The sequence below is a fragment of the Micrococcus sp. Mcc28 genome (assembly GCF_024519775.1).
GTDB lineage: Bacteria > Actinomycetota > Actinomycetes > Actinomycetales > Micrococcaceae > Micrococcus > Micrococcus luteus.
In genome coordinates, this window is the sequence record NZ_JALJRH010000008.1 from 71990 (window position 1) to 96913 (window position 24924).

The following is a 24924-nucleotide window of genomic DNA, read 5'->3' on the forward strand; positions in this document are numbered from 1 at the left end:
GCTCAGGCGTCGCCCTCCGGGGCCGGGGCGTCCGGCAGGGTCTTGCGGTACTCGGCGAACTTGGCCTTCCACTCGGCGTTCGGGGGGAACATCCCGTCCACCGGGTAGCCGGCCTTGACCTGCTCGTACGCCCAGGCGTCCTGGAGCTCCTGCTCGTAGGCGTCGTCCACGACCTCCTGGAGCAGGGACGGCGGGATGACCACCACACCGTCGTCGTCGCCGACGATGATGTCGCCGGGCTGCACGGTGGTGCCGCCGCAGGCGATGGTGCCGCCGACCTCCCACGGGATGTGACGGCGGCCCAGCACCGCCGGGTGCGTGGCGCCGGCGTACACCTGGAGGCCGACCTCGGCGACGGCGGCGGAGTCGCGGATGCCGCCGTCCGTGATCACGGCGTTCGCGCCGTTCACCTGGGCGCGCAGGGCCAGGACGTCCCCGAGGGTGCCGGTGCCGTGCTCGCCACGGGCCTCCATGACCACCACGTCGTCCGGCTGCACCGAGTCGATGGCCCGCTTCTGGGCGTTGAAGCCGCCGCCGAACTCCTTGGCCAGGTCCTCGCGCTTGGGGATGTAGCGCAGGGTCTTCGCGTAGCCGAGGACGCGCCGGCCCCGGTGGATCGGGCGCGGGCCGTCGATGGTCGCGTTCTGGACGCCGCGCTTCTGCAGCTGGGCGGTGAGGGTGGCCACCGCGATGGCGTCGATCTTGGCGCGCAGCTCCGGGGTCAGCAGGGAGCGGTCCGGCTGCGGGGCGCTCGCGACCCAGTGGCCGTTCTCGTCCACCGCGGACGACGACGGCGCCGCGGCCTGCGGGGCCAGACCGGCGGCCTCGCGGGAGCCCCAGGCCTCCTCGCGCTGCACGTCGTCCACCTGCGGCTGCGCGCCGAACGGGGCCAGGGAGTGCTCCGAGTCGACGACCGTCGTCACCAGGCGGCCGGTGGTCGGTGCGCCGGGGGCGCTGGGGGCGTCCACCTCCACCTCGACGACGTCGCCCGGCTGGGCCACGGAGGATCCGGCGGGGGTGCCGGTGAGGATGACGTCGCCCTCCTCGAGCGTCATGAGCTGCGAGAGGTCGGCCACGAGCTGGCCGAACGGGAAGACGAGGCCCTCGGTGGTGTCGTCCTGGACGATCTCGCCGTTGACCCAGGTGCGCACGCGCAGGGCGGCCGGGTCCAGGCCCGCGGCGGAGATCACCGCGGGGCCGAGCGGGGTGAAGCCGTCGCCGGACTTGTTCTTGACGTTGGAGCCCTTGTCCGCGTGGCGGAGGTCGTAGAGACCCCAGTCGTTGGCGGCGGTGATGCCGGAGACGTGCGACCAGCCCTCCTCCGGGCTGACGCGCCGGGCGGTGCGGCCGATGATCAGCGCGATCTCGCCCTCGTAGGCGAGCAGCTCGGTGCCGGCGGGGCGCTCGATGGTGTCGCCGCTGCCGGCGAGGGAGGTGCCGGCCTTGAGGAAGTAGCCGGGGGCCTGCGGGGACCGGCCCCGCTGGGCGATGCGGGAGGGGTAGTTCAGGTGGACGGCGAGCACCTTGCCCGGCCGGTTCTCCCGGACGGTGAAGTCGTGCTCGGTGACGGTGGGCGTGGGGTCCGGTGTGCTCTGCGTCATGGTCGAGATCGTATACGATCTCGCGGGCCGGGGGAAGAGGCCGCACGCCCGGCAGACGCGCCGGGCCGACGTCGTCGTGGGCGCCCGCCGCGGCTCAGCGGGCCCGGTCGATCGACTCGTTCACCGCGGGGGCCAGGCGCCGCACGCCCTCCACGAGCTTCTCGGCCTCCACGAACGAGTACGCCAGGCGCAGGGTGGAGTGTGTGCCCTCGACGGGGGTGAAGGCCGCCCCCGGCACGAACACCGCGCCCGCCTCGATGCCGCGGTGCATCACCTCGAGGGTGTCCACTCCGGCCGGCAGGGTGGCCCACAGGAAGAAGCCGCCCTGCGGGGTGATGAACTCGACCGCCGGGTCCCAGTGCTCACGCACCGCGTCCACGAGCGCCGCGGCCCGCTCGCGGTACAGCCCGGTCACGTGGCGGACGTGGCCCTGCCAGTCCAGCTGCGTGACGAAGGCGGTGGAGAGCATCTGCGAGTACGTGGACGCGTGGATGTAGGCCGATTCCGCGCACAGGTAGAACTCGCGCTGGAGCGCGGCCGGCACGAGCGCCCAGCCGATGCGCATGCCCGGGGAGAAGATCTTGGACATCGTGCCGAGGTGGACCACGTTGTCCCGGTGGTCGGCGGCGATCGGGGCGACGGGCTCGCCGTCGAACGCGATCTGCCCGTACGGGTTGTCCTCCACGATGAGCACGCCGTGCTTCTCGCAGATCGCGCCCACCTCGGCGCGGCGGCCCGGGGGCAGCAGGGCGCCCGAGGGGTTCGCGAACGAGGGGATCGTGTAGAGGAAGGCCACGCGGCGGCCCTCGGCGGCCAGGCGGGTCAGGGTCTCGTCGAGGGCCGCGGGCACCAGGCCGTGGTCGTCGGTGCCCGTGGCCACGGCCTCGAGCTGCCAGGTGGTGAAGGTGGTCAACGCGCCCACGAACGTGGGGTCCTCCACCACGACGACGTCGCCCGGGTTCGCGAACGCCCGGCAGGCGGTGTCGATCGCGGCCTGCGAGCCGGGGGTGATGACCACGAGGTCGGGATCCGCGTCCGGGATGCCGTCGGCGGCCATGACGGTGGCTGCGGCGGCACGCATCTCCTCGGTGCCCTGGCCCGGGCCGTACTGCAGGGACTCCGTGCCGAACCGGGTCATCAGGTCGGAGGCGATCCGGCCCAGCTCGTCGAGGGGCAGGTCGGCGAGCCACGGGTTCCCGCCCGCGAGCGAGATGAGGTTCGGGTCCATCGCGATGTCGAAGACGTCGCGGACCGCGGACTGCTTCACGCCGACGGCGCGCTGGGACAGGTGATCTCGGAGGTTCCGCACGCTCGGCACCCTATAGCACGGCGCGGCCGTGCCCGAAGGTCCGATGACGGGCGACGACGGCGGGTCGCGCGGTCAGGGGGCGCTCGGCTCCTGGCCGGGGGACCACGTGCCCTGGGTCGGCTCGGCGGGACCCCACGACGACTCCTCGGCCGGCGCCCACGTCTGCCCGCCGGATCCGTCGCTCGGCTCCCCACTCGGCGTGGGGTCCCCCTGCGGGACGTCCACGGACTCGCCGAGGCGGAGCGGTTCGAGCCCCAACACGTCGTCGAGGTCCCGGCCGTCCACCTCGAGTCGGACCTGGCCCGCGGACGTGAAGGCGGCGGCGGTCGCCTGCAGCTGGGCGCGGATCCGTTCGGCCGTGCACTCGTCCTCCGGCGTCACGGTGCCGGTGAAGGTGAAGATCTCCACGTCGCCCTCGCGGCGGTGCCCGGTCGGGGTGAGGGTCTCGCGCGCGTCGAACACGGCGTTCCACAGCGACGGGTCGCCGTGCCAGCCGCGCTCGTCCGCGAACAGGAAGTCCAGGGCGGTGTCCGCCTCGTCCTCGGTGTCCGTCGGCACGGTCTGCACGGGCACCAGCAGGTCGCCGCAGCCGAAGGGCCGGCCGCTCGTCCCCGGGACCGCCTCCGGTTCCGCGACGGCGAGGTGGACCGTCAGCGGCTGATACCCCTCCGTCGCGGGCAGGGGCACGCCGTCGTCGGACGCCGAGTCCTCGGCCAGGTCGGGGGCGACCGCGCAGCCGGCCAGCAGGCACGCGGCGGCCACGGCACCCGTGATCCGCAGGGCGCGGGAAGGGGAGGGCGGGCGCATCGGGTACTCCTGGCGGTCGGGGGTCGGCGGCGTCGGACGGACCGACGGCCTCTCCATGCTACGGCCGTCCGTCTCGCCCGCTGCGAGCGGATGTGAGGCCTCCCGCGGGTGGGAAGGGGCCCGCGGGCGGACGGCCGCGGCGGGCTAGGCTGGAGGCCATGCCCGTGAGGAACCGTCGCGCCGCCGCCCTGCCCGCCAAGCTCAGCCGCTCCTGGCTGCTGGTCAACGCGGCCACCCCCGACGCGTTCGCCCCCGCCCTGGCCTCCGAGGCCGACTCCGTCATCTTCGACCTCGAGGCCGCCGTGCCGGAGGAGCAGAAGGACGCGGCCCGCCAGCACGTCGTGGACGCCCTCTCCGGTGGCATGACGGCGTGGGTGCGCATCTCCGCGACCTCCACGGTCCACTGGCAGCGGGATCTCGAGGCGCTCGCGGGTCTCGACGGCGTGCGCGGCGTCGTGCTGGCCGAGACCGAGGAGCCGGAGCAGGTCACGTTCACCGCGATGCGTCTGCGCGCCGGCACCCCGGTGATCGCCCTGCTGGAGTCCGCCCTGGGCATCGAGAACGCCACGGCCGTGGCCAAGGCGCCGGGCACGTTCCGTCTCGCCTTCGGCGTGAACGACTTCCGCAAGGACGTCGGCGTCGGCGAGGACCCGCTGGCCATGGCCTACGCCCGCTCCCGCATGGTGATCGCCTCCCGCGTGGGCGGTCTGCCCGGGGCGATCGACGGACCGCCCGGCAACGCGGACGGTGAGGACGCGGTCGTCGACTCCAGCGCCGTCACCGCCTCGATGGGCATGACCGGCCGCCTCGTCCTGAACCGGGATCAGGTGGACTGGGTCAACCGGGCGATGTCCCCGTCCGAGGACGAGCTCGCGTGGGCCCGCGACCTGCTCGAGAAGCATGCTCAGGGCGCCGCCGTCGGCGACGGCTCGTACCTGCCCCGCGTGCTGCGCGCCCAGAAGATCGCGGACCTCGCGGACTCGTACGGGCTCTGGAACGCGTGAGCACGGCCGGGGCGCGCGCATGAGTCCCCGCACCGACGGGTGGCTCCGCCCATGATGGCGTGGATCGACGGGCTGCCGCTGCTGTGGTCCATCGGGTTCTTCTGGATGCTGGCGATCCTGCGCACCCTGATCGTGTTCTCGCTCGGGCGGGGGCTGGCCTCCGGCGTCGAGCGGACCCGCTGGTTCGCCCGCGTGATGGAGGGGCCCGTCTATGTCCGCGCCCAGCGCTTCATCCAGCGCCACGGGGTGTGGGCCATCCCGTTCTGCTACCTCACGGTGGGCATCCAGACGGCGGTGATCGGCTCCGCCGGCGTCGCCCGCATGCCCTGGCGCCGGTTCCTGCCGGCGGCCGCGCTCGGCACGTTCCTGTGGGGCGTGGTGTACGGGACCGTCGGGATGGCCGTGGTGTGGGCCGTCATCGGCGCGGCGCTCGGAGAGGGCCGGGGCGCCCTCGCCCTCGTGCTGATCCTCGCGGCCGTGGCTGCGTTCGTCGTGTGGCGCCGACGCCGCACGCTGCGCCGGCACGGGGCCGGGTGACGTCGTCGTCCGTGACGCGGGCCGGGCTGCGCCGCCGGGGGACTAGAGTTGACCGCGTCTTCGCCCCGGCCAGCCGCCCCGCGGCCGGGGCCGCCACCCCTTCGGAAGGACCACCATGAGCGACGAGCGCGCCCGCAGCTTCTCCGCCTCCACCGCCTCCGCCGCCGACGACGGCGCCCGCGGCACCGGCACGACCCGCGTCAAGCGCGGCCTGGCGGACATGATGAAGGGCGGCGTGATCATGGACGTCGTCAACGCGGAGCAGGCGCGCATCGCCGAGGACGCCGGCGCCGTGGCCGTCATGGCGCTCGAGCGGGTCCCGGCCGACATCCGCGCCCAGGGCGGCGTGGCCCGCATGTCCGACCCCGACCTGATCGACGGCATCGTCGAGGCCGTGTCCATCCCCGTGATGGCCAAGGCGCGCATCGGCCACTTCGTGGAGGCCCAGGTGCTGCAGGCGCTCAAGGTGGACTTCATCGACGAGTCCGAGGTGCTCTCCCCGGCGGACTACGTGAACCACATCGACAAGTGGGACTTCGACGTGCCCTTCGTGTGCGGCGCCACCAACCTCGGCGAGGCCCTGCGCCGCATCACCGAGGGCGCGGCCATGATCCGGTCCAAGGGCGAGGCCGGCACCGGCGACGTCTCCGAGGCCGTGAAGCACATCCGCACCATCCGCAAGGAGATCGCCCAGCTCCAGGGCCTGGCCCAGGACGAGCTGTACGTGGCCGCGAAGGAGCTGCAGGCGCCGTACGAGCTGGTGCGCGAGGTCGCCGAGACCGGCGCCCTGCCCGTCGTGATGTTCACCGCCGGCGGCGTGGCCACCCCGGCCGACGCAGCCCTGATGATGCAGATGGGCGCCGACGGCGTGTTCGTGGGCTCCGGCATCTTCAAGTCCGGCAACCCGGCCGAGCGCGCCCGCGCCATCGTCAAGGCCACCGCCCAGTTCGACGACCCGATGGCGGTCGCCGAGGCCTCCCGCGGCCTGGGTGAGGCCATGGTGGGCATCAACGTGGGCGACCTGCCCGCCCCGCACCGCCTGGCCGAGCGCGGCTGGTGAGTCCACAGAAGACCGTCGGCGTGTTCGCCCTCCAGGGCGACGTGCGGGAGCACGCCCACGTGCTCGAGTCCCTCGGCGCGCGCACGCGCCCCGTGCGCCGCCCCGCGGACCTCGAGGGTCTGGACGGCATCGTGCTGCCCGGCGGCGAGTCCTCCGTGATGGACCGCCTCGCCCGGATCATGGGGCTCAAGGACCCGCTCATCGCCGCCCTCCGCGACGGGCTGCCCGCCTACGGCACGTGCGCGGGGCTGATCATGCTGGCCCGCGAGATCCGCAACCCGGCGCCGGATCAGGGCGGGCTCGGCGTGCTGGACGTGGCCGTGCGGCGCAACGCCTTCGGCGCGCAGGTGGACTCGTTCGAGGAGGACCTGGACATCCCCGCGGTCGCGGCGGAGCCGGTGCACGCCGTGTTCATCCGCGCCCCCGCCGTCGTCCAGGCGGGGGAGGGCGTCGAGGTCCTGGCGAGCGTGCCGGCGTCGCGCCTGTCCGTGCCCGCGGCGGAACCGGGGCTCGACGGCGACGCGCGGCTGCCCGTGGCCGTGCGGCAGGGCCACCTGCTCGCCACGGCCTTCCACCCTGAGGTGACCGGCGACTGGTCCTTCCACCGGGCGTTCCTCGCGGGGCTCTGAGCGGCCGGCCGGCCCCGCGCGCGACGGGCGCGGGGCTCAGGCCTCCGCGAGCACCTCGGAGGTGACGCGGACGTCCTTCTGGGGGTCCAGGCCGAGCTCGTCGGCCACGGCCGTGGCGACGGAGGGCAGGGTGAGGACGCCGTCGTGCGCGTTGAGGCCCCCGGCGAAGCCCTCGTCCGCGGCCAGCGCGGCGCGCCATCCGAGGTCGGCGATGCGCTTGATGTAGGGCAGCGTCGCGTTGGTCAGGGCCGAGGTGGAGGTCTGCGGCACGGCGCCGGGCATGTTGGAGACGCAGTAGTAGATCTTGTCCCCCACGAGGTACGTCGGATCCTGGTGGGTGGTGGCCCGCGAGTTCTCGAAGCAGCCGCCCTGGTCGATCGCGATGTCCACCAGCACGGAGCCGGGCCGCATGGACTCCACCATCTCGGCGGTCACCAGCTTCGGGGCCGCGGCGCCGGGGATCAGCACGGAGCCGATCACGAGGTCCGCGTCCGCCACGGTCTCGCCGATGTTCAGGTGGGACGAGGCCAGCGTGCGGATCCGACCCTGGTGGACGGCGTCCAGCTGCGCGAGCCGCTCGAGGGAGATGTCCAGGACGGTCACGTCCGCGCCCATGCCCGCGGCGATCACGGCCGCCGCCTCGCCGGCCACCCCTCCGCCGATCACGGCCACCCGGGCGCGGCGGGTGCCGGGCACGCCGCCCATCAGCACGCCCAAGCCGCCCTGCGGCTGGAGGAGGTGGTAGGCGCCCGCGGCGGGGGCCAGGCGGCCGGCCACCTGGCTCATGGGGGCCAGCAGCGGCAGGGAGCGACCGCGGGTGACCGTCTCGTAGGCGATCGCCGTCGTGCCGGCGTCCAGGATCGCCCGCGTGCACGCGGGGGAGGCGGCCAGGTGCAGATAGGTGAAGAGGACCTGGCCGCGGCGCAGGCGGCCGTATTCCTCCGGCTGCGGCTCCTTGACCTTGAGGACCAGCTCGGCGCGCTCCCAGAGCTCGTCGACGTCGTCGACCAGCTCGGCGCCGGCGTCGCGGTAGTCCTGGTCCGAGGCGCCGGAGCCGACGCCGGCCCCCGACTGCACGAGGACCTGGTGGCCTGCGCGCACCAGCTCCTGGACCCCGCCCTGCGTCAGGGCCACACGGAACTCGTTGTTCTTCACTTCGGTGGGCACGGCGACCAACATGCGGCGAATCTAGCCCATCCGGCCCGTTCCGGCGAGGGCGCGGGGGCCGCTGCGCGGTCGCCGGTGCCGCCGTCACCGCGGTGCCCGTCCCGTCATACTGGTGCGGTGACTCCCGCGCTGATCTCCCTCGTGGCCGTGCTCCTGCTCCTGGTGGGGCTGGTGGGCACCGTGTACCCCGTCCTGCCCGGCTCGCTGCTCAACCTCGTGACGGCTCTCGGGTGGGCCGCGCTGCTGGGTTCCCCCGCGTCCTGGACGTTCGGCGTCATCGCGGCCGGTCTCGCCGTGGCGGGGCTGAGCGCGTCCGCGGTGCTGACCGGCCGACGGCTGCGACGTGAACGCGTCACCCGCGGCCCGATCCTGTGGGGGGTGGCCGGCGCCGCCGTCGGGTTCTTCGTGATCCCGGTGGTAGGGCTGTTCCTCGGCTTCGCCGTCGGCCTGTTCGCCTCCCAGTGGGCCCGCACCCGGGACGCCCGGGCCGCGCTCAGCAGCTCGATCGGCGCGCTCACGGCCATGGGCATGGGCATGCTCGTGGAGTTCTGCTGTGCGCTGGGCTCGCTGACCGCCGTGGGCGTGGGCGCCCTGGTGCACGGCGTCACCGCCTGAACCGCCGGAGCCGTCCGTCCGGCGGGACCCCGCGCGCGCCGGACCCTTCGCCGGCTCAGCCGCCGGCGGGCACCCTGCCGGTCTGGGCGAGGGCGGCGAAGCCGAGGACGTGCTCCCGCAGCTCCTGCGCGGCCGCCCGGCCGTCCCCGGCGGCGGAGGCGGCGAGGATCCGCCGATGGTCGGCCTGCAGGCCGGCGCGCACGGCGGGCCAGTCGGACAGCCCGGCCACGGTCTCGGTCACGTAGCCGATGGTCGCCTGGCGCAGGGAGTCCAGCATCATCGCCGTCACGACGTTCCCGCCCAGGGTGGCCAGCCGCACATGGAACTCGGTGTCGAGCAGGTGGAAGTCCTCTTCCGGCAGCGCGGGGTCGTCCATCCGGTCCAGCAGGGTTTCCACCTCGGCCAGGACGGCGACGCTCTCGGGGTCGCCGGAGGTGGCGGCGGCCGCCTGCGCCGCATCGGTCTCGAGGAGCACGCGCGCGGCGACGACGTCGGCCATCGGCAGGGACCGGGTGGCGATGTGCAGGCGCAGCGCCCAGCCCAGCGCCGCGGACGGCTCGGAGACGACGACGGCGCCCGAGTTCGGCCCGGAGCCGGCGCTGGCGCGGATCAGGCCCATGGCCTCGAGCATCCGGGTGGCCTCCCGCACGGACGCCCGGGAGATGCCGAAGCGTTCGGCCAGGGTGCGTTCGCCGGGCAGCTTGTCCCCCACGACCACGGCGCCGGAGCGCAGCTCGGCCTCGAGCCAGTCGAGCACGATGGTGTAGGCGGGGGCAGCGGTCATGGACGGACCTTCCGAGGGGGCGGGGCGGCGACCGTCCATCCTACCGATGGACGCCGCCCCGCTCGGGTGGTGCAGGCGGTCAGCCCGCCGCCGGCAGCATCCACGCCAGCACGTTGGACTGCAGGTACACGAGCGTGCACACCGCCAGCAGGAGCAAGAGCGACCACACCACCACGCGGCGCAGGATCTCGGACTCCCGGCCCTCCATGCCGACCGCCGTCGCGGCGATCGCCAGGGACTGCGGGGAGATCATCTTGCCCACGACGCCGCCGGAGGTGTTGGCGGCCACCAGCAGGGCCGGATCGGCGCCGATGTTCGTGGCGGCGGTCTGCTGCAGGGTGGAGAACAGGGCGTTCGCGGAGGTGTCCGAGCCGGTCACGGCGGTGCCGAGCCAGCCGAGCACCGGGGACAGGAACACGAAGGCCGCGCCCAGGCCGGCCACCCACGTGCCCATGGCGACCGTCTGGCCCGAGAAGTTCATGACGTAGGCCAGGGAGAGCACGATCACGATCGTCAGGGCGGACCAGCGCATGCGGGCGAAGCAGCGGCCGATCTCGGCGAGCGCGTTCCCCACCGAGAGCGGGAACCGGCCGTCGTGGTCGAACCGGGAGTAGACCACGGCCATGATCAGGCCGGCGATCAGCAGCAGCGTGCCGGGGGAGGCCAGCCACTCGAACTTGTACACGGTGCTCGCCAGGGGCGCGCCGGAGGCGTCGACGAGGTGCCCGTCGAGCCCGGGCCACGGGATCTTGGCGGTGGCGGAGTTCAGGGCCGCGGTGATCGAGGGGACCAGCTTGGCCAGGGCGAACACGGCCACGACCACGATGTAGGGCAGCACGGCCATGAAGATCCGGCCGGGGGTGAGGTCCTGCGCCGCCGCGCGGGCGGGGGCGTCGAGGCGCTGGCGGGCCTCCTCGGCGCCCCGCGGCCGCCAGAAGCGCAGCAGCAGGACGGCGGCGGCGAGGGAGACCAGGGAGGCCACGACGTCGGTGAGCTCGTAGGAGAAGTAGGTCGAGGCCAGCCAGATGGCGACGGCGAAGCTCGCGCCGATCACGATCAGTGCCGGCCACGTCTGCCGCACGCCGCGCAGCCCGTCGATGATGAACACGAGCAGGAACGGCACGAACACGGCCACGAACGGGGCCTGGTGGCCGACGATCGCGCCGATGTGCGTGGCGGGGATGCCGGTGAGCGTGCCCGCGGTGGTGATGGGGGTGCCCACGGCGCCGAAGGCCACGGGCGCGGTGTTCGCCAGCAGCACGGCGGTGGCCGCCCGCAGCGGGGGCACACCCAGGCCGAGCACCATGGTGGCCGTGATGGCCACGGGGGCGCCGAAGCCGGCGAGGGCCTCGAGCAGGCCGCCGAAGCAGAACGCGATGAGCACGGCCTGGATGCGGATGTCTCCGCCGCCGAGCGAGTCGAAGATCGCGCGCATGTCGTCGAATCGCCCGGAGAGCACGGTGACCTGGTAGAACCACAGCGCCATCACGACGATCCAGACGATCGGGAACAGGCCGAAGGTCGCTCCCTGGGCGGCGGCCAGCGCCGCCAGGTGGGCCGGCATGTGGAAGCCCAGCACGGCCACGAGCAGGGCCACCACGAGCGCGGCGAGCCCCGACTGCCAGGCCTTGAGGCGCAGACCGAGGAGGGTGGCGAAGAACGTCAGCAGGGGCAGGACGCCGAGCGCGGCGGAGAGCGCGACGCTGCCGGCGGCATCGGGGGTGGGGGTGAAGGTGTGCACGGGGGTCTCCCGGTGGGCGAGGGGACGGGGCGGGATCCGGTCGGGCCGGTGATGGTCGGACCACTGTGGTCAGACCAAGGAGCGTACTGTGAGGGCGGTCACCTCGCAAGAGGCTGGCATGATATGGTCTGACCACTACGGCACCCGTGTGCTGCGGCACCGCACGGCGCCCCAGGCGCCCCGTCCGGAACGGAGACCGGCATGAGAATCGCCCTGTTCGCCACGTGCATCGTGGACGCGATGTACCCCAAGGTGGCCCTCGCCACCGTCCGCATCCTCGAGCGGCTCGGCCATGAGGTCGTCTTCCCGCCCGGCCAGGTCTGCTGCTCGCAGATGCACGTCAACAGCGGATACATGGAGGACGCCCTGCCCGTCGTGCGCAACCACGTCCGCACCTTCATGAAGGCCGACTACGACCTCGCCGTCGCCCCCTCCGCCTCCTGCGTGGCCTCGCTCGGCCACCAGCAGCCGGACGTCGCCCGCTCCGGCGGGGACGAGGGTCTGGCCCGCGACGCCGAGGTCGTCGCCTCCCGCACCCTCGAGCTGTCGCAGCTGCTCACGGACGTCCTCGGGGTGACGGACGCCGGGGCCCAGCTCGGCTCCTGGTTCCCGCACACCGTGACCTACCACCCCTCCTGCCACGGCATGCGCCTGCTGCGCCTGGGCTCGCGCCAGGAGGACCTGCTGCGCACCGTCGCGGACATCGACCTGCGACCGCTGCCGGACGCCGAGGAGTGCTGCGGCTTCGGCGGCACCTTCTCCCTGAAGAACCCGGACGTCTCCGCCGCCATCGCGGAGGAGAAGATCGAGAAGGTCACCGCGTCCGGCGCCTCCCTCTGCACGGGCGGCGACGCCTCCTGCCTGCTCCACCTGGACGGGGCCATGCACCGTCGCGAGGCGCGCGGCCAGGACGGCCGCCCGCTGCGCACCGTGCACCTCGCCGAGATCCTCGCGGCCACCCGGGAGAACCCGCTCGAGGTCGACGGCCCCGTCGAACTGTCCATCCCCGCGTCCGCCGGCGCCCGCCGCGGACCGTCCGCCCGTGTTGAGGAGGCCCGCCGATGAGCACCGCACCCACCCGCGTGCGCCTGGGAATGCCCACCGTCCGCCCCGTCCACGGCGAGGGCGAGATCCTGCTGAACACCCCGTTCCCCGAGTCTGCCCGCGAGCAGCTGGGGAACGGTCAGATGCGCGCCAACATCCGCCGGGCCACGCACACCATCCGTGCCAAGCGTGCCGGCGTCGTCGAGGAGCTGCCGGACTGGCAGGAGCTGCGCGCCGCCGGCTCCGCGCTGAAGCAGTCCGTCATGGCGGACCTGCCCGCGCTCCTGGAGCGGCTCGAGTCCGAGGTCACCGCGCGCGGCGGCGTCGTGCACTGGGCCCGGGACGCGGCCGAGGCCAACCGCATCATCACGGAGCTCGTCACCGCCAAGGGCGTGGACGAGGTGATCAAGGTCAAGTCCATGGCCACCCAGGAGATCGGCCTGGACGCCGCGCTCGAGCATGCCGGCGTGGCCGCCGTCGAGACGGACCTGGCCGAGCTCATCGTCCAGCTCGGCCACGACCGGCCCAGCCACATCCTCGTCCCGGCGATCCATCGCAATCGCCGGGAGATCCGGGATATCTTCCTCCGGGAGATGCCGGACACGGACGAGAGCCTCACCTCCGAGCCGGCCGATCTGGCCGAGGCCGCACGCCGGCACCTGCGCGAGAAGTTCCTGAGCACGAAGGTGGCGATCTCCGGGGCGAACTTCGGCGTCGCCGAGACGGGCACGCTCTCCGTCGTCGAGTCGGAGGGCAACGGCCGCATGTGCCTGACCCTGCCGGAGACGCTGATCACCGTGATGGGCATCGAGAAGCTCGTGCCCACCTTCGAGGACCTCGAGGTGTTCCTGCAGCTGCTGCCGCGCTCGTCCACGGGCGAGCGGATGAACCCGTACACCTCCATGTGGACGGGCGTCACCGAGGGCGACGGTCCTCAGGAGTTCCACCTGGTCCTGCTGGACAACGGCCGCTCCGCGGTGCTGTCCGACCCGAAGGGCCGTTCCGCGCTGCACTGCATCCGCTGCTCGGCGTGCATGAACGTGTGCCCCGTGTACGAGCAGACCGGCGGCCACGCCTACGGCTCGGTCTACCCGGGCCCGATCGGCGCGATCCTCTCCCCGCAGCTCACCGGTGTGGACGCGGGGGAGAACGGCACCCTGCCCTACGCCTCCACGCTGTGCGGCGCGTGCTACGACGTCTGCCCCGTGGCCATCGACATCCCCTCGATCCTCATCCACCTCCGGGACGAGGACGTGCAGGCCACCCACGCCGCCCGGAAGGCCCTGCGCACGGAGAAGGACGCCGCTGCCGGCCCCCTGGCCCGCGCCAAGGCGGCGGTGGAGTCCGTCACGCCCTCGCAGATGGACGTGGCGATGAAGGGCGCCTCCGTGGTGATGTCCTCGGGTCGGCGCATGTCGCTGGCCGAGCGGGGCCTGGGGTTGGGCCGGGTCGCGGCCGGGCCGGACCGGGTGCTCGGCTGGCTGCCGGGCATCGCCGGCGGGTGGACCGACGAGCGTGACGTGCCGGCGCCCCCGCGGGAGTCCTTCCGCAACTGGTGGGCCCGCCACAAGGATGAGACCGAGCACCGGACCGCCCTGGACGGCGTCGCCGGGCTGGACCGCCAGGAGGACGAGCACGTCGAGGAGGACGGACGATGAGCGAGGCGAAGGCCGAGATCCTGCGGCGCATCCGCGAGGCGACGGCGGACGGGCCGGTCGCGGACCCGGTGCAGCGCACCTACCGGCGGACCTCCTCCCGGGACCGGGCCGAGGTGGTGGAGATGCTGCGCGATCGGCTGATCGACTACCGGGCCTCCGTGCGGGACGAGACCGAGGAGACGGTGGCCGCGGCCATCGCCGAGCTGCTCGGCCCGGACGCCCGGTACGTGGTGCCGGCCGGCCTGGAGCCGGACTGGCTCCCCACGGACTCCCGCGGGGCAGGCCGGGAGCGCATCACGGAGCCCGCGGTGGGCCACACGGGGGAGCGGGCCGCGGTCCGCGGCGCCCACGACGGCGAGCGCGAGCCCCTCAGCGTGGACGCGCTGAACGAGGTGGACGCGGTGGTGACGTCCTCGACGGTCTCCTGCGCGGAGACCGGGACGATCTTCCTCAGCGGCCGCCCGGACGAGGGCCGCCGGGCGATCACCCTGGTCCCGGACCACCACGTGTGCATCGTGCCGCTGGACTCCGTGGTGGAGCTCTTCCCGGAGGCGCTGGCCCGCGTGGAGGCGACGGCGCCGATCACCATGATCTCCGGTCCCTCGGCCACGAGCGACATCGAGCTCGAGCGCGTCGAAGGCGTGCACGGGCCGCGCCGCCTGGACGTGATCCTGCTCGACCGCGCTCGCTGACGCGGGCGCGGTATAGCAGGGGATCGAGCGGGTCAGGCCCCCTCGACGACGGCGCCGCCGGCGCGGCCCGTCTCGAGGTGGGCCTGACGCTCCCGCACGCCGCCGTACAGGGCGACGAACAGCAGCGCGAGACCGGCGGTCACGAGCAAGTGTTCGAGCCCGGCGATGCCCGGGATGGCGGCCGAGGTCTCGGCGGGCGTCAGGCGGAAGACCGTGTCGAGGGCGAGGACCACCAGGGTCACGGGCCGCCCCCGGCGGAGGCCTCAGATGATCGAGCGGCCCTCGCGGCGGGCCGCGGCCCAGTCGGCGACGAAGCCGCGGGCGATCGCGACGAGGACGGCCAGCACGAGGACGGGCCACATCAGGACGTACAGGGTGAGACCGACGGTCATGCGGATGCTCCTTGTGAGTCGGTGGACGGGGGATCAGGACACGGGGGCCGAGGCGCGCTCGACCTGCGGCAGGTCCTCGGTCGCGGGGTCGAAGTCGCCGGTCACGCGCGCGATCCGGTCGAAGTCGAAGTCCTGCCCGGAGCGGACGGACAGCCCCCAGCACACGAGGAAGGACACGGCGTAGGCCACGAGCGAGCCCGTGAGGGTGGCGTAGTCCCGCAGGAAGCCGTAGCCGAGGAACAGCATCACGACCGAGGCGATCGCGCCGACCACGACCGCCGGACGCAGGCCGAAGAAGCCGAAGCACATGATGCCCAGCACGACGCCCACGCCGAGGATCGCGAGGGTCTCCACCACGAACGCCCAGGCTCCCTCGATCGGGATCCACTCGAAGCGCACGGGCAGGAACACGGCCAGCGCGGCGAGCACGGACACCGTGAACGCGACGTTGGTGATCCTGCCCCAGTAGAAGGACGCGATCACGGGGAACACGAGGCAGCCCCACAGGGCGCCCACGAAGACCAGCAGGTCGAGGATGTCGAACTTGGCGGTGGCGAAGTACAGGGCCGCCGCCGTCGCCACGATCATGGTGATGCGGCCGATCAGCAGCATGGTCTTCGGGTCGGCGTTCTTGCGGCCGACCGACTGGCCGTAGACGTCCGTCATCACGATCGACGAGAGGGCGGACAGGTCCGAGTCGGCGGTGGAGGACAGCGAGCCGATGATCATCAGGAACGCCAGGGCCACGAGCGCCAGCGGCAGGTGGTCGGCGACCATCTGCGGCAGGAGGTTGTTGACGTCGCCGTCGAGCGGCTCGACGCCCAGGTAGAGCGCCATGACGCCGAGCATGCCGACGCCGATCACGGTGCCGCCGTAGCCGAGGGTGGCCGTGATGAAGGTGGGCTTGATGAGGTCCTCACGCACGGCGAAGAGGCGCTGGGCGATGGTCTGGTTGCCGATCGCGTAGGCCAGCACGGCGGCGATGTACGGCGCCCCCTGGTTCATGAACGCCTCGGAGGAGAAGAAGCTCTGCTGCTGGGCCGTGACGTGGCCGGCCTCGACGCCGGCCTGGAACATGCCCGGGCCGCCCGCGGCGAAGAACACGGCGGGGATGATGATGACGGTCGCGCCGAGCATGGCCATCACCTGGGCGAAGTCGGTGAGCACGGAGGCGCGGAAGCCGGACCACAGGGTGTACAGCAGCACGCCCGCGGCCACGATCAGGATGCCCGCGCCGAAGGACAGCGGGGACAGCAGGGAGATCAGGGCGCCGCCGGCGATGAAGTTGGAGGTCAGGGAGATGACGGAGCCGAGCACGTTGGAGCCGGCCAGCATGAGCTGCGACGAGCGGCCGTGCCGGGCGTACATGACCTCGGCGAGGGTGTGGGCGCGCGGCGCGACCGCGCGGATGCGGCGGCCGAACGGGTAGATGAACAGGATCATCAGGGCGCCCCAGAGGCCGTAGTGGAGGGGGCCGGAGACGCCGTACGTGTAGCCGGCGGTCACGGAGGCGTACATGGAGGCGGCCCAGATCCAGGTGGCCGTCATGGAGGCGGCGGACACGCCGAAGCCGATCCGATTGCCGGCCGTCATGTAGGCGTCGGCGTTCTCCTTCTTCTTGGAGATGGCCACGGACATGATCATGGTCCCGCCGTAGAACAGCGCGACGAGCAGGATCACCCCGATCACGCCGAGCTGGGTCAGGGATGCTGCGTCCTGGGAGGGCGGCATCGGACTTCCTTTCGCACGAGTGACTGTGGACGTCCCGATCCCCCGGCGCGGTCCGGTCAGGGCACGGCTCCGCAGGGCGGAAGGTGGCGTACCGATCACGTCGCGGCCAGGGGGCCGGGGAGGTGGAGGGCATCCCGCCGGGTCCCGAGTCCACGAACGGCGAGCTCTCTGCTCAAGCCATCGCGGTCCCTCGGCCCTGGGCGGCGCTGTCAACACCGGCATCCTGGCGGAACGAGCCCACCCGGATGGGGTGATCATCACATGATCGGCGCAGAAATGGCAAAAACATAGCTCCTTTTCAGCAGGGCGGGGACCATGAGTGCCCGGCGCAGAAGCCGGACAGAATGGGCGGATGACCGTTCCTTCCGGCTCCCCGGCCGCTCCCTCCGCCCCCGCTTCCCCACGACGGCGCCGCGCCCTGGCGGCGGCGCTGGCCGTCGCCGTCGCGGTGCAGCTGGTGGTGCTGTACCTGCCGGGCGAGCAGGTGCCGGAGGCCGGGTTCACCGTGCCCGGACTGGACAAGGCGATCCACGTGGCCGTGTTCGCGCTGCCCGCGTTCCTCGCGGTGTGGCGGGGGCGGAGCGCGTGGTGGGCGCTGCCGTTCGCGGTGCACGCGCCGGTGAGCGAGCTCGTGCAGCACGCGTGGGTGCCGCTGCGGACGGGGGACCCGGTGGATGTCGTCGCGGATCTGGCGGGTGTGGTGCTCGGCGTGGTCGCCGCGGGGCGCCGCCGGATTGGAGGATCGGGGGCGTCGGGCGTATGATGGTCCGGTGCACTCCTGCGGGAGGGCATGACCTGGGGCTATAGCTCAGTTGGTAGAGCGTTTCGTTCGCAATGAAAAGGTCAGGGGTTCAATTCCCCTTAGCTCCACGGACCGTCCCGGTCCGCGATCCTCGAGGTCGCGGGCCGGGACTTTCTCGTGACGGGGGCGTGTGCGCCTGCCCTGCCCTCACCCCCGGGAGGGGGGCCGGCGCTTCCGGGGGGACCCCCCGGGTGTCTACAGTGCCGGGGTACGTCAGCGCGGACGTGATGCGGTCGTGTCACCGCAGGTCAGTCGCGCTTCTGCCGCCCCGCACGGGGCCGTTCGGCCCGGCCCGGGCCGGGAAGGGGACGCCGATGCGCATCAGCGTGCTCACCCACATGCTCCACCCCATTCGTTCGCCCTACGAGGGCGGGCTGGAGATGCACACGGCCATGACCGTGGAGCACCTCGTGCGCCGGGGCCACGACGTCACCGTCTACGCGCGGGAGGGCACCCGGGTGCCGGGCGACGTCGTCGCCGTGCTGCCCGCCGAGGGCGCCGGCCCGGGCCGCGCGGGCGCCCGCGTGCGCGAGGAGGCCGCCCGCCGGGCCTGCGCGTTGATCCTCGATGACGACTCCGACGCCGTCCTGAACAACTCCCTCTCCCCGGCGCCGCTCGAGCTGCTGCGCGCCCGCCCCGTGGTCACCGTCCTGCACACGCCGGCCACGCTGGCGGAGGTGCTGGCCGTCGTCGACGCCTCGGGCTGGACGGCCCCCGACCACCATCGGTGGGCCTCGGTGTCCGCGTCGAACGCGCTGGCCTGGCAGCACCGGCTGCCGCGGGTGGACGTGGTGCCCAACGGGATCGAGCTGCACCAGTGGGTCTCCGACGCCGTCCCCGTGCGCGGCCGCGCCGTGTGGTCGGGCCGGATCACGGCGGAGAAGGGCCTGCACGTGGCGATCGACGCCGCCCGGATCGCGGGCATGGAGCTGCACTTCGCCGGGCCGATCTCGGACGAGGAGTACCACGCCCGGGAGGTCGTGCCGCGGCTCGGTCCGGACACCGTCTACCACGGCCACCTCGACCATCACGCGCTGCCGCACATGCTGGCCACGGGCGAGGTCTTCCTGGCCACCCCGCTGTGGGCCGAGCCGTTCGGGCTCGCCGTGGTCGAGGCCATGGCGCTCGGCGTGCCGGTGGCCGCGCTGCTCAGCGGCGCGATGGGGGAGATCGTCGCCCCGCAGGCCGGCGCGCTGGCCGTGCACCACACGGCGCAGGAGCTCGCGGTCTCGATCCGTCACGCCCGCCGCAAGGACCGGGGACGCGTGCGTGCGTGGGCCTGTCGGTTCAGCGCGGAGACCATGGTGGAGGGCTACGTGGACCTGCTCGAGCAGGCCGCCGAGGACGCCCGCGACCTCGCCGCCGCCGAGGACGCATACGGGTTCGACCCGCGGAGGGTCCCGCGCCCGTCCGCCGAGGCGGCGGACCTGGAGTCCCTCTGATGGCCCCGGCCCGCAGGCGGGTCCTCTACTACGCCCACCAGCACGGGGCGGGGCACATGCGGCACGCCGCGGGCCTGGCGTCGACCGGGGCGTTCGACGTGACGGTCGTGACCGCCCACCCCCGGGCGGCCGCACTGCTGCCCACGGACGTCCCCGTCATCCCGCTGCCTTCGGACCTCGTGCCCGGCCACGAGCAGCCGGCGCGCTCGCCCCTGCACTGGTCCCCGGTGGGGCCCGAGATCCGGGCTCGCTTCGACGCCCTCCACGCGGCGGCGCAGCGGGTGGAGCCGGACGTGTGCGTGGTGGACGTGTCCGTGGAGGCGGCCCTGTTCCTGCGCCTGGCGGGCTGGCCTGTGCTGCACCGCCGCATGCACGGCGAGCGCACCGACCCCGCGCACGCCCTCGTCTATGCCGAGGCCGACGGCCTCTTCGCCCACTACGCCGCCGAGCTCGAGGTCCCCGCCTGGCGCGCCGTCCACGCGGACCGGGTCACCTACCTCGGGGTCGCGGACGTCACCGGCCGGCTCGGCACCCGCGCCACGACGACGGCGTCCGCGGGCGGCGCCCCGCGCGTCGCCGTGATCGCCGGGACAGGCGGCGGCGGGGTGCGGGCCGCGGACCTGGCCCGGGCGGCATCCGCCGTGCCGGAGGCGACGTGGGAGGTGTACGGCCCGATCGCCGGGGTGGGCGATCCGGAGGCGCCGGGCGGGCTCGCGGTGGAGGCGATGCCCGCCACCGTGACGCTGCACGGCTGGGTCCAGGCGCCGGCCCGCCGGGCCGCGGACGCCGACGTCGTGGTGGTCTCGGCCGGGCACAACGCCGTGGTGGACGCCGCCCGCTCCGGCCGCCCTGTGGTGCTCGCCCCCGAGCCGCGGCCGTTCGACGAGCAGCGCGTGTTCGTCCGCGAGATCCACCGGGCCGCGGGTGTGCCGTGGTGCGCGTGGGAGGACCCGGACGCGGACTGGGCCGGCGCGGTGCGCGGCGCCCTCGCGGACCCGGCCGCCGCCGACCGGCTCGCGGGCCTGCTGCTCGTGGCGCCGGGCGAGTACCGGCGGCGCTGGGAGGCGGCGATCGAGGGTGCCCTGGGCTGAGTCCGGCACGCCCCCGGCGCATCGCCCCTCAGTACGCGGCGTCGTCGCGGCGGGCGGCCGTCAGCTCCGCCTCCGTGGGGTGACGCAGCAGCTCGAGCCGCTCGCCCTCGGGGTCCCACGCGATCAGCCCCGCGTCCGCGAACGCGCGTAGCCACCCCTCCATGGCCCATCGGCCGTGCACCTGCCGGAAGCGGCGGGCGTTGATCAGGATGTCCTCGAGGTGGTGCAGCGGCGGGGTCATCACGCCGTGGTGCTGGTGGAACGCCTCGGCGGGGCTGAACCGCAGCGTCAGGCCGGCGCCGCGGGCGCGGAAGGCCAGGTCCGTGTCCTCGGCGCCGTAGCCGGTGAAGCCCGCGTCGAAACCGCCGATGCGGGCCAGGTCCGCGCGGCGCAGCGCCAGGATCAGCGTCCACACGAGGTGCCACTCGTCCGAGGGCCCGGCGGTCAGGTGCGCGCGCGCCCGGTGGGGCACGGAGAGGCGGCGCAGCAGGGCGTCCGCGCGGTGCGAGGTCAGGTCGGCCTCCTCGACGGCGCTGGCCCAGCCCGGCCGCAGGTAGCGGGGCCGGCCCATCACCACGGACCCGGAGTGGGCCGCGACCTCGGTGGCCAGCACGCCGACGGTCTCGGCCGCCGGGATGCAGTCCACGTCGAGGAAGACGAGGATCTCGCCGATGGCGAGCTCGGCCGCGCGGTTGCGGGCCTGCGCCAGCGGCAGGCCGGCCTCGGCGGCCACGTGCCCCACGGTGACGGGCAGGTCCGTGGCCGGGACGCGCCCGTCCGGCTGGCCCATGAACACCACGACCACCTGGTCCGGGCGGCGGTGGGAGCGTTCCAGCCCGGCGATCACGCGGGCCAGGTGTTCGTCCCGATGCCCCGTGATGACCAGCACGGACACGCTCGGCAGCGCCCCGCGCGCCCGGGCGAGGGCCTCGCGGTAGACCGCCACGTGGGCGGCGGCCACGCGACGGCGCTGCCGGGCCCGGGCGGCCGGGTCGGCGGGGGCCGTGCGCGCGCGGGCGCGCACCAGCGTCTCGAGCGCGTCGGCGAGGGAGTCGGGATCCTCCGGGTCGAACGCGGCGAGCGAGTCGGGGGTCAACCAGGCGCCGGACTGGTCCGCGATGTGCCCGATGTCCGCGACGGCCACCGGCACCCCCAGGTCCCGGCACATCTCCACCCAGCCCGAGTGGGTGCCGATGCGGTACGGCAGCACGGACACGTCCACGTCGCGCAGCAGCGCGTGCAGGGCGGGGTCGTCGAGCCGGTCGTGCTGCCACAGCTCGAAGCCGTGGTGGGCGCAGCCTGCGCGCAGCGCGGCCAGGGCGTCCTCGTCCTGCACGGTGTCCTGGACCTCCACGGTCACCCGCGCGTCGACACCGCGCTCGGCCAGCGTCCCGACGGCGGCGGCGAGCACCGGCAGCAGCGCCACCGGGGCCACCTGGGCCCGCAGGTCCTTGGCGTGCACCAGCAGGCGGGCGGGGACGGGCGCGCCGTCGCCGTCGTCGGACGCGTCGGGGGGCAGCAGGCCGGGGGCGTCGTCGTCGCCCTGCGCCACGAGGTCCTCGAGCGGGACGATGTGCGGGTGGGGGACCACGAGGGCGCGCACGCCGTAGTCGCGGGCGAGGGTCGCCGCGGCGCCGGGGGTGAGCGTGAGCACGGCGTCCGCGCGGCCCAGCAGCACGGCCAGGCGGTCTCGGTGGGGGCCCTGGTCCGTCAGGTGCGGGTTCTCGAGGTCGTGCACGGTCACGACGACGGCGCCCCCGTGCGCGTGCTGCGCGTCCAGGGCGGCGGCCAGCTGGGCGGGGCTGAAGTGCTCGAAGCCGAAGTGTACGTGCAGCACGTCCGGGCGGTGCTCGGCCAGCCACTCCGCGTGCAGGGCCCGGGGCGGCCACCACTGGTGCGCGGGCGCGCCCGGCACCGGCGGGTCCGGCAGGAACTCCACGTCCGGCGCGGCGCCCGGGTCGAGGGGGCGGATCGCGCGGGTGTACGGGTGCTGCGCGGGCACGTGCTGGACGGTGATGCTCACGGGGGAGGGCCTCCTGACCTGGGGGATGCGATGCCGCGCGGGCGGCGTGTCCCCGTCCCGGGTCGGGGGTCGCGAAATCTAGTCTGTCAGGGCAGGATCGGAGAAACGGAGCAGCGGCATCCTGTCCGTTCCGGCGCGCCGCCGCGTCGAGGAGCGCCGCCGCAGGTGAAGGGGATCGTGGACGTGGACTCGCAGCCGCAGGGACGTGTGCTGTACGTGACCGTGGGCGCACCGGAGCACGGCGTGGTGCGCCACGGGCGGCAGACCGCCGCCGCCCTCCGGCGGGTGGGCGCCGAGGTGGAACTGCGCACGGCGGAGGACGTCGCGGCGTTCCGGGGCCTCGTGCCCCTGATGGAGGAGGCGCGCGCGCTGGGCGCCGCCGTGCACCTGGACGTCACGGACGCACTGTTCGGCCCCACCGCGACCGCCGCCGCGGACCTGCTCGTCGACGTCCTGCCCGCGGGCGCCACGCTCACCCTGCACGACATCCCGCAGCCCGCCGAGGGCGACGGCCGCTACCGCCGCCGCGGCGAGGCATACGCGCGGCTCGCCCAGGCGGTGGACGGCGTCGTGGTCTCCTCGCAGCACGAGCGGGCGCTGCTGGCGGACCTGGTGGACGTGGCCGCGGACGTGGTCCCGCTGCCCGTTCAGGACCGCCGGGCCGCGGCCGCCCGCGCCGAGCCGGTGGTGCCGGAGAGCATGGCCGGCCTCGACCGGGACCTCGTGCTCTTCGGCTTCGTCTACCCGGGCAAGGGGCACGCCCTCGCCCTGGAGGCCCTCACCGAGCTGCACCGCCAGTGGGGCCCGGACTCCGGGGCGCCGCGCCGGCTGACGGCGCTCGGACCCGTCAGCGCCGGGCATGACGACCTCGTGGCGGAGCTGACCCGCGACGCCGAGGCGCGCGGCCTGGAGTTCCGCGTCACCGGGTTCGTGCCGGACGAGTTCGCGGACGCGGCCCTGCTCTCGGCGGGCATCCCGTTCGCGGCGCACCGCAACGTGTCCGCGTCCGGGTCCCTGGCGGCGTGGACCTCGGTGGGGCGGCGGGCCATCGCCTCCGCCGGCCGCTACACGGAGGAGATGGAGCGCCTGCGCCCGGGCACCCTGCGGCTCGTGCACCCGAACGGGTCGCCGGCCTTCGCGATGGCCGAGGCGATCGCCGAAGCGGTCGAGGACCCCGAGCGCACGTGGCTGGGCCCCGGCGTGGACCTCTCGCCCGGGGCCGAGGACTGCGCGCGGATGCTCTTCGACGTGCTCCGCCGCGTGCACAGGTGGACGTGAGCGCCGCCGTCTCCGTGGTGGTGCCCTACTACCGGGCCCAGGCGGACCTCGACCGGCTCACGGCCGCGCTCGCGGCCCAGCGCGGCCTGACCGGGGGGCTGCAGCTCGTGGTGGCCGACGACGGCTCGCCCGTCCCGCCCCGGGTGGGCCCGGGCCTGCCGTTCGACGTGGTGACTGTGCGCCAGCCGGACCGCGGGTTCCGCGCCTCGGCGGCCCGGGCGCTCGGGGCGGAGGCGGCCGACGGCGACGTGCTCGCCTTCCTCGACGGGGACATGCTCCCCGAGCCCGGGTACCTCGCCGCGGCCCTGGCGGCGGTGGCCGAGGCGCCCCGGGACGCCGCGGTGGTGGGTCGGCGGCGGCACCTGGCCGAGGCCTGGCTGGAACGGGCCTGGGCGCACGGATGGCGGCCCGGGGACGAGGTGCCCGTGGACGCCCGCCTGGCCGACCCGACCTGGCTGGGTGACGGGTACCGCGCCACGGACGACCTGCGCCGCGCCGACTCCACCGGCTACCGGTACGTCATCTCGGCCGTGCTCACGGTGGCGCGCGAGATCTACGAGGACGCCGGCGGCTTCGACCCCGCCTTCGTGGGCTACGGCGGGGAGGACTGGGAGCTGGCGCACCGGCTGTGGCGCGTGGGGGCGGCCCTGCACCACGCGCCGGACGCCGTGGCGTGGCAGGCCGGCGCCGACTTCGGCGGACGCGGCGACGCCGCCGAGGCCGCCCGGGTGAAGGCCCGCGAGGCGCTCGTGCTGGCCTCCCGCATCCCCGCGACGACGGCCCGCGGCCACGGCCTGTCCCTGGCCGGCCCGCTGCGGGTCGAGGCGCGCGTGCGGGTGCCGGAGGGCGCGGACGGCGCGGCGGCGGCCGTGGTGGCGGTGGACGCCGTGCTGCGCGCGGCACCGGGGGCGCGGGTCGGCGTCGTGGGCGGCCTCGACGAGGCGGCGGCGCGCGCGCTCGGCGACCCCCGCGTGCGGCTGCTGGGCGAGCCCGACGGCGGCGCGGCGGCGTCCCAGGACCTGCCGCCGACGCCGGCGCGCGGCGACCTCGACGCCGTCCGGTCGGTGCCCGACTGGTCCGTGGACGTGCACGTGCCGCTGCGGCCCGCCGCGGCCGGAGCCCGGCCTGACGCGGACGCCGTCGCTGCGTGGCTGCTGCGCCTGGAACGGGCCGGCGTCGAGCGCGTGGAGGTGCTGGGTGAGCCGGCCGAGCCGGGCGAGCGGGCCGTGCTCGCCGTGCTGACGTGTGCGCGGGCGCGGTGGCGGCACCGGCGGGGCGGGACGGCGCGGGTGTGGCGGGTGCCCGCCTCCCGGCTGGGCTGGGCGCCCGTGGCCACCGTGCCGGACCTCGAGGCGTGGTGGGGCGGCTGGGGCTGAGCGGGCCGGTGCCCGCGGGGCGGGGCTGGCACAATCGCGGACAGGACGGAACACGGGAGGGCCGATGAGCGAGCTGGACGAACTGGACTTCGCGGCGCTCTCCGCGTTCCTGGCCTGGTGGTGCGGGAAGACGGGCGTCGA

General features: G+C 74.4%; 23 protein-coding genes and 1 tRNA gene. 14 read left to right on the forward strand and 10 right to left on the reverse strand.

The genetic code is table 11. From position 1 onward, the window contains the following. Positions 1-2 precede the first annotated feature (2 nt). The 3 genes from NR073_RS06015 to NR073_RS06025 form a co-directional block, all read right to left on the reverse strand. Positions 3-1601 carry a fumarylacetoacetate hydrolase family protein gene (locus NR073_RS06015; RefSeq protein WP_101967621.1) on the reverse strand — a complete coding sequence of 533 codons (1599 nt, stop codon included), beginning with the start codon at positions 1599-1601 and terminating at the stop codon, positions 3-5. A gap of 94 nt (positions 1602-1695) precedes the next feature. Continuing rightward, positions 1696-2910: a PLP-dependent aminotransferase family protein gene (locus NR073_RS06020; protein ID WP_101967620.1), complete on the reverse strand. Its 1215-nt coding sequence runs from the start codon at positions 2908-2910 to the stop codon at positions 1696-1698. Between the two features lie 72 nt (positions 2911-2982). Continuing rightward, complete coding sequence (locus NR073_RS06025; RefSeq protein ID WP_101967619.1) at positions 2983-3717, reverse strand: GerMN domain-containing protein; 735 nt, start codon at positions 3715-3717, stop codon at positions 2983-2985. A 158-nt stretch (positions 3718-3875) separates the two neighbouring features. On the opposite strand from NR073_RS06025, the gene NR073_RS06030 reads away from it, so the two are divergent. The 4 genes from NR073_RS06030 to pdxT all read left to right on the forward strand — a co-directional run bounded on the left by NR073_RS06030 (position 3876) and on the right by pdxT (position 6947). After that, complete coding sequence (locus NR073_RS06030) at positions 3876-4721, forward strand: CoA ester lyase (protein ID WP_101967618.1); 846 nt, start codon at positions 3876-3878, stop codon at positions 4719-4721. 51 nt (positions 4722-4772) lie between these two features. Further along, positions 4773-5258 carry a DedA family protein gene (locus NR073_RS06035; RefSeq protein WP_060974159.1) on the forward strand — a complete coding sequence of 162 codons (486 nt, stop codon included), beginning with the start codon at positions 4773-4775 and terminating at the stop codon, positions 5256-5258. Positions 5259-5373: 115 nt separating this feature from the next. Beyond that, a complete protein-coding gene (gene pdxS, locus NR073_RS06040; RefSeq protein ID WP_036313496.1) occupies positions 5374-6318 on the forward strand; it encodes a pyridoxal 5'-phosphate synthase lyase subunit PdxS in 945 nt (314 codons plus the stop codon). Beyond that, the gene (pdxT, locus tag NR073_RS06045; protein ID WP_170721351.1) at positions 6315-6947 is read left to right on the forward strand and encodes a pyridoxal 5'-phosphate synthase glutaminase subunit PdxT; all 633 of its coding nucleotides are present in this window, start codon (positions 6315-6317) and stop codon (positions 6945-6947) included. Before pdxS ends, pdxT begins: the two co-directional genes overlap by 4 nt. Before the next feature lie 36 nt (positions 6948-6983). On the opposite strand, the gene ald is transcribed toward pdxT, so the two are convergent. Continuing rightward, positions 6984-8126 (reverse strand): alanine dehydrogenase, encoded by a 1143-nt coding sequence (gene ald / locus NR073_RS06050; protein ID WP_041102622.1) that lies wholly within the window; start codon positions 8124-8126, stop codon positions 6984-6986. Positions 8127-8231: 105 nt separating this feature from the next. Here ald and NR073_RS06055 point away from each other — a divergent pair, with 105 nt between their 5' ends. Beyond that, on the forward strand, positions 8232-8729 hold the full coding sequence (locus NR073_RS06055) for a DUF456 domain-containing protein (protein WP_036339666.1): 498 nt from the start codon (positions 8232-8234) through the stop codon (positions 8727-8729). Between the two features lie 55 nt (positions 8730-8784). On the opposite strand, the gene NR073_RS06060 is transcribed toward NR073_RS06055, so the two are convergent. Both NR073_RS06060 and NR073_RS06065 read right to left on the reverse strand, forming a co-directional pair. Beyond that, on the reverse strand, positions 8785-9513 hold the full coding sequence (locus NR073_RS06060; protein ID WP_036313468.1) for a FadR/GntR family transcriptional regulator: 729 nt from the start codon (positions 9511-9513) through the stop codon (positions 8785-8787). A 79-nt stretch (positions 9514-9592) separates the two neighbouring features. Beyond that, positions 9593-11254, reverse strand: a complete 1662-nt coding sequence (locus tag NR073_RS06065) for an L-lactate permease (RefSeq protein WP_041102623.1) — start codon at positions 11252-11254, stop codon at positions 9593-9595. 201 nt (positions 11255-11455) lie between these two features. Between NR073_RS06065 and NR073_RS06070 the strand changes: the two genes are divergently transcribed. Genes NR073_RS06070 through NR073_RS06080 form a run of 3 tightly spaced genes read left to right on the forward strand, consistent with a single transcriptional unit; the run spans position 11456 to position 14648 of the window. After that, positions 11456-12319 (forward strand): (Fe-S)-binding protein, encoded by an 864-nt coding sequence (locus NR073_RS06070; RefSeq protein WP_036339657.1) that lies wholly within the window; start codon positions 11456-11458, stop codon positions 12317-12319. Next, positions 12316-13956: a LutB/LldF family L-lactate oxidation iron-sulfur protein gene (locus NR073_RS06075; RefSeq protein ID WP_060974161.1), complete on the forward strand. Its 1641-nt coding sequence runs from the start codon at positions 12316-12318 to the stop codon at positions 13954-13956. Before NR073_RS06070 ends, NR073_RS06075 begins: the two co-directional genes overlap by 4 nt. Continuing rightward, positions 13953-14648: an LUD domain-containing protein gene (locus tag NR073_RS06080; protein WP_020624126.1), complete on the forward strand. Its 696-nt coding sequence runs from the start codon at positions 13953-13955 to the stop codon at positions 14646-14648. Before NR073_RS06075 ends, NR073_RS06080 begins: the two co-directional genes overlap by 4 nt. Positions 14649-14680: 32 nt before the next feature. On the opposite strand, the gene NR073_RS06085 is transcribed toward NR073_RS06080, so the two are convergent. The 3 genes from NR073_RS06085 to NR073_RS06095 are packed head-to-tail and all read right to left on the reverse strand — an operon-like array spanning position 14681 to position 16771. Then, positions 14681-14890, reverse strand: a complete 210-nt coding sequence (locus NR073_RS06085) for a hypothetical protein (RefSeq protein ID WP_020624127.1) — start codon at positions 14888-14890, stop codon at positions 14681-14683. A 21-nt stretch (positions 14891-14911) separates the two neighbouring features. Then, a complete protein-coding gene (locus tag NR073_RS06090) occupies positions 14912-15040 on the reverse strand; it encodes a putative transporter small subunit (RefSeq protein ID WP_036339645.1) in 129 nt (42 codons plus the stop codon). A 33-nt stretch (positions 15041-15073) separates the two neighbouring features. Continuing rightward, a complete protein-coding gene (locus NR073_RS06095; protein ID WP_060974162.1) occupies positions 15074-16771 on the reverse strand; it encodes a sodium:solute symporter family protein in 1698 nt (565 codons plus the stop codon). 352 nt (positions 16772-17123) lie between these two features. Between NR073_RS06095 and NR073_RS06100 the strand changes: the two genes are divergently transcribed. From NR073_RS06100 to NR073_RS06115, 4 genes are all read left to right on the forward strand, one after another. Continuing rightward, entirely contained in the window at positions 17124-17534 is a 411-nt protein-coding gene (locus NR073_RS06100) for a hypothetical protein (RefSeq protein WP_060974163.1), read from the forward strand. A 34-nt stretch (positions 17535-17568) separates the two neighbouring features. Next, a tRNA-Ala gene (locus NR073_RS06105) sits at positions 17569-17641 on the forward strand. A gap of 246 nt (positions 17642-17887) precedes the next feature. Next, a complete protein-coding gene (locus NR073_RS06110; protein ID WP_060974164.1) occupies positions 17888-19015 on the forward strand; it encodes a glycosyltransferase in 1128 nt (375 codons plus the stop codon). Continuing rightward, positions 19015-20106 carry a glycosyl transferase gene (locus NR073_RS06115; RefSeq protein WP_060974165.1) on the forward strand — a complete coding sequence of 364 codons (1092 nt, stop codon included), beginning with the start codon at positions 19015-19017 and terminating at the stop codon, positions 20104-20106. The genes NR073_RS06110 and NR073_RS06115 overlap by 1 nt, the downstream gene beginning before the upstream one ends. 28 nt (positions 20107-20134) lie before the next feature. On the opposite strand, the gene NR073_RS06120 is transcribed toward NR073_RS06115, so the two are convergent. Continuing rightward, positions 20135-22129, reverse strand: a complete 1995-nt coding sequence (locus tag NR073_RS06120) for a glycosyltransferase (RefSeq protein WP_060974166.1) — start codon at positions 22127-22129, stop codon at positions 20135-20137. 165 nt (positions 22130-22294) lie between these two features. On the opposite strand from NR073_RS06120, the gene NR073_RS06125 reads away from it, so the two are divergent. Both NR073_RS06125 and NR073_RS06130 read left to right on the forward strand, forming a co-directional pair. Then, positions 22295-23407 carry a hypothetical protein gene (locus NR073_RS06125; protein ID WP_159305712.1) on the forward strand — a complete coding sequence of 371 codons (1113 nt, stop codon included), beginning with the start codon at positions 22295-22297 and terminating at the stop codon, positions 23405-23407. Next, positions 23404-24783, forward strand: coding sequence for a glycosyltransferase (locus NR073_RS06130; RefSeq protein ID WP_230278098.1), 1380 nt, complete (start codon positions 23404-23406; stop codon positions 24781-24783). The genes NR073_RS06125 and NR073_RS06130 overlap by 4 nt, the downstream gene beginning before the upstream one ends. Positions 24784-24924: the final 141 nt, after the last annotated feature.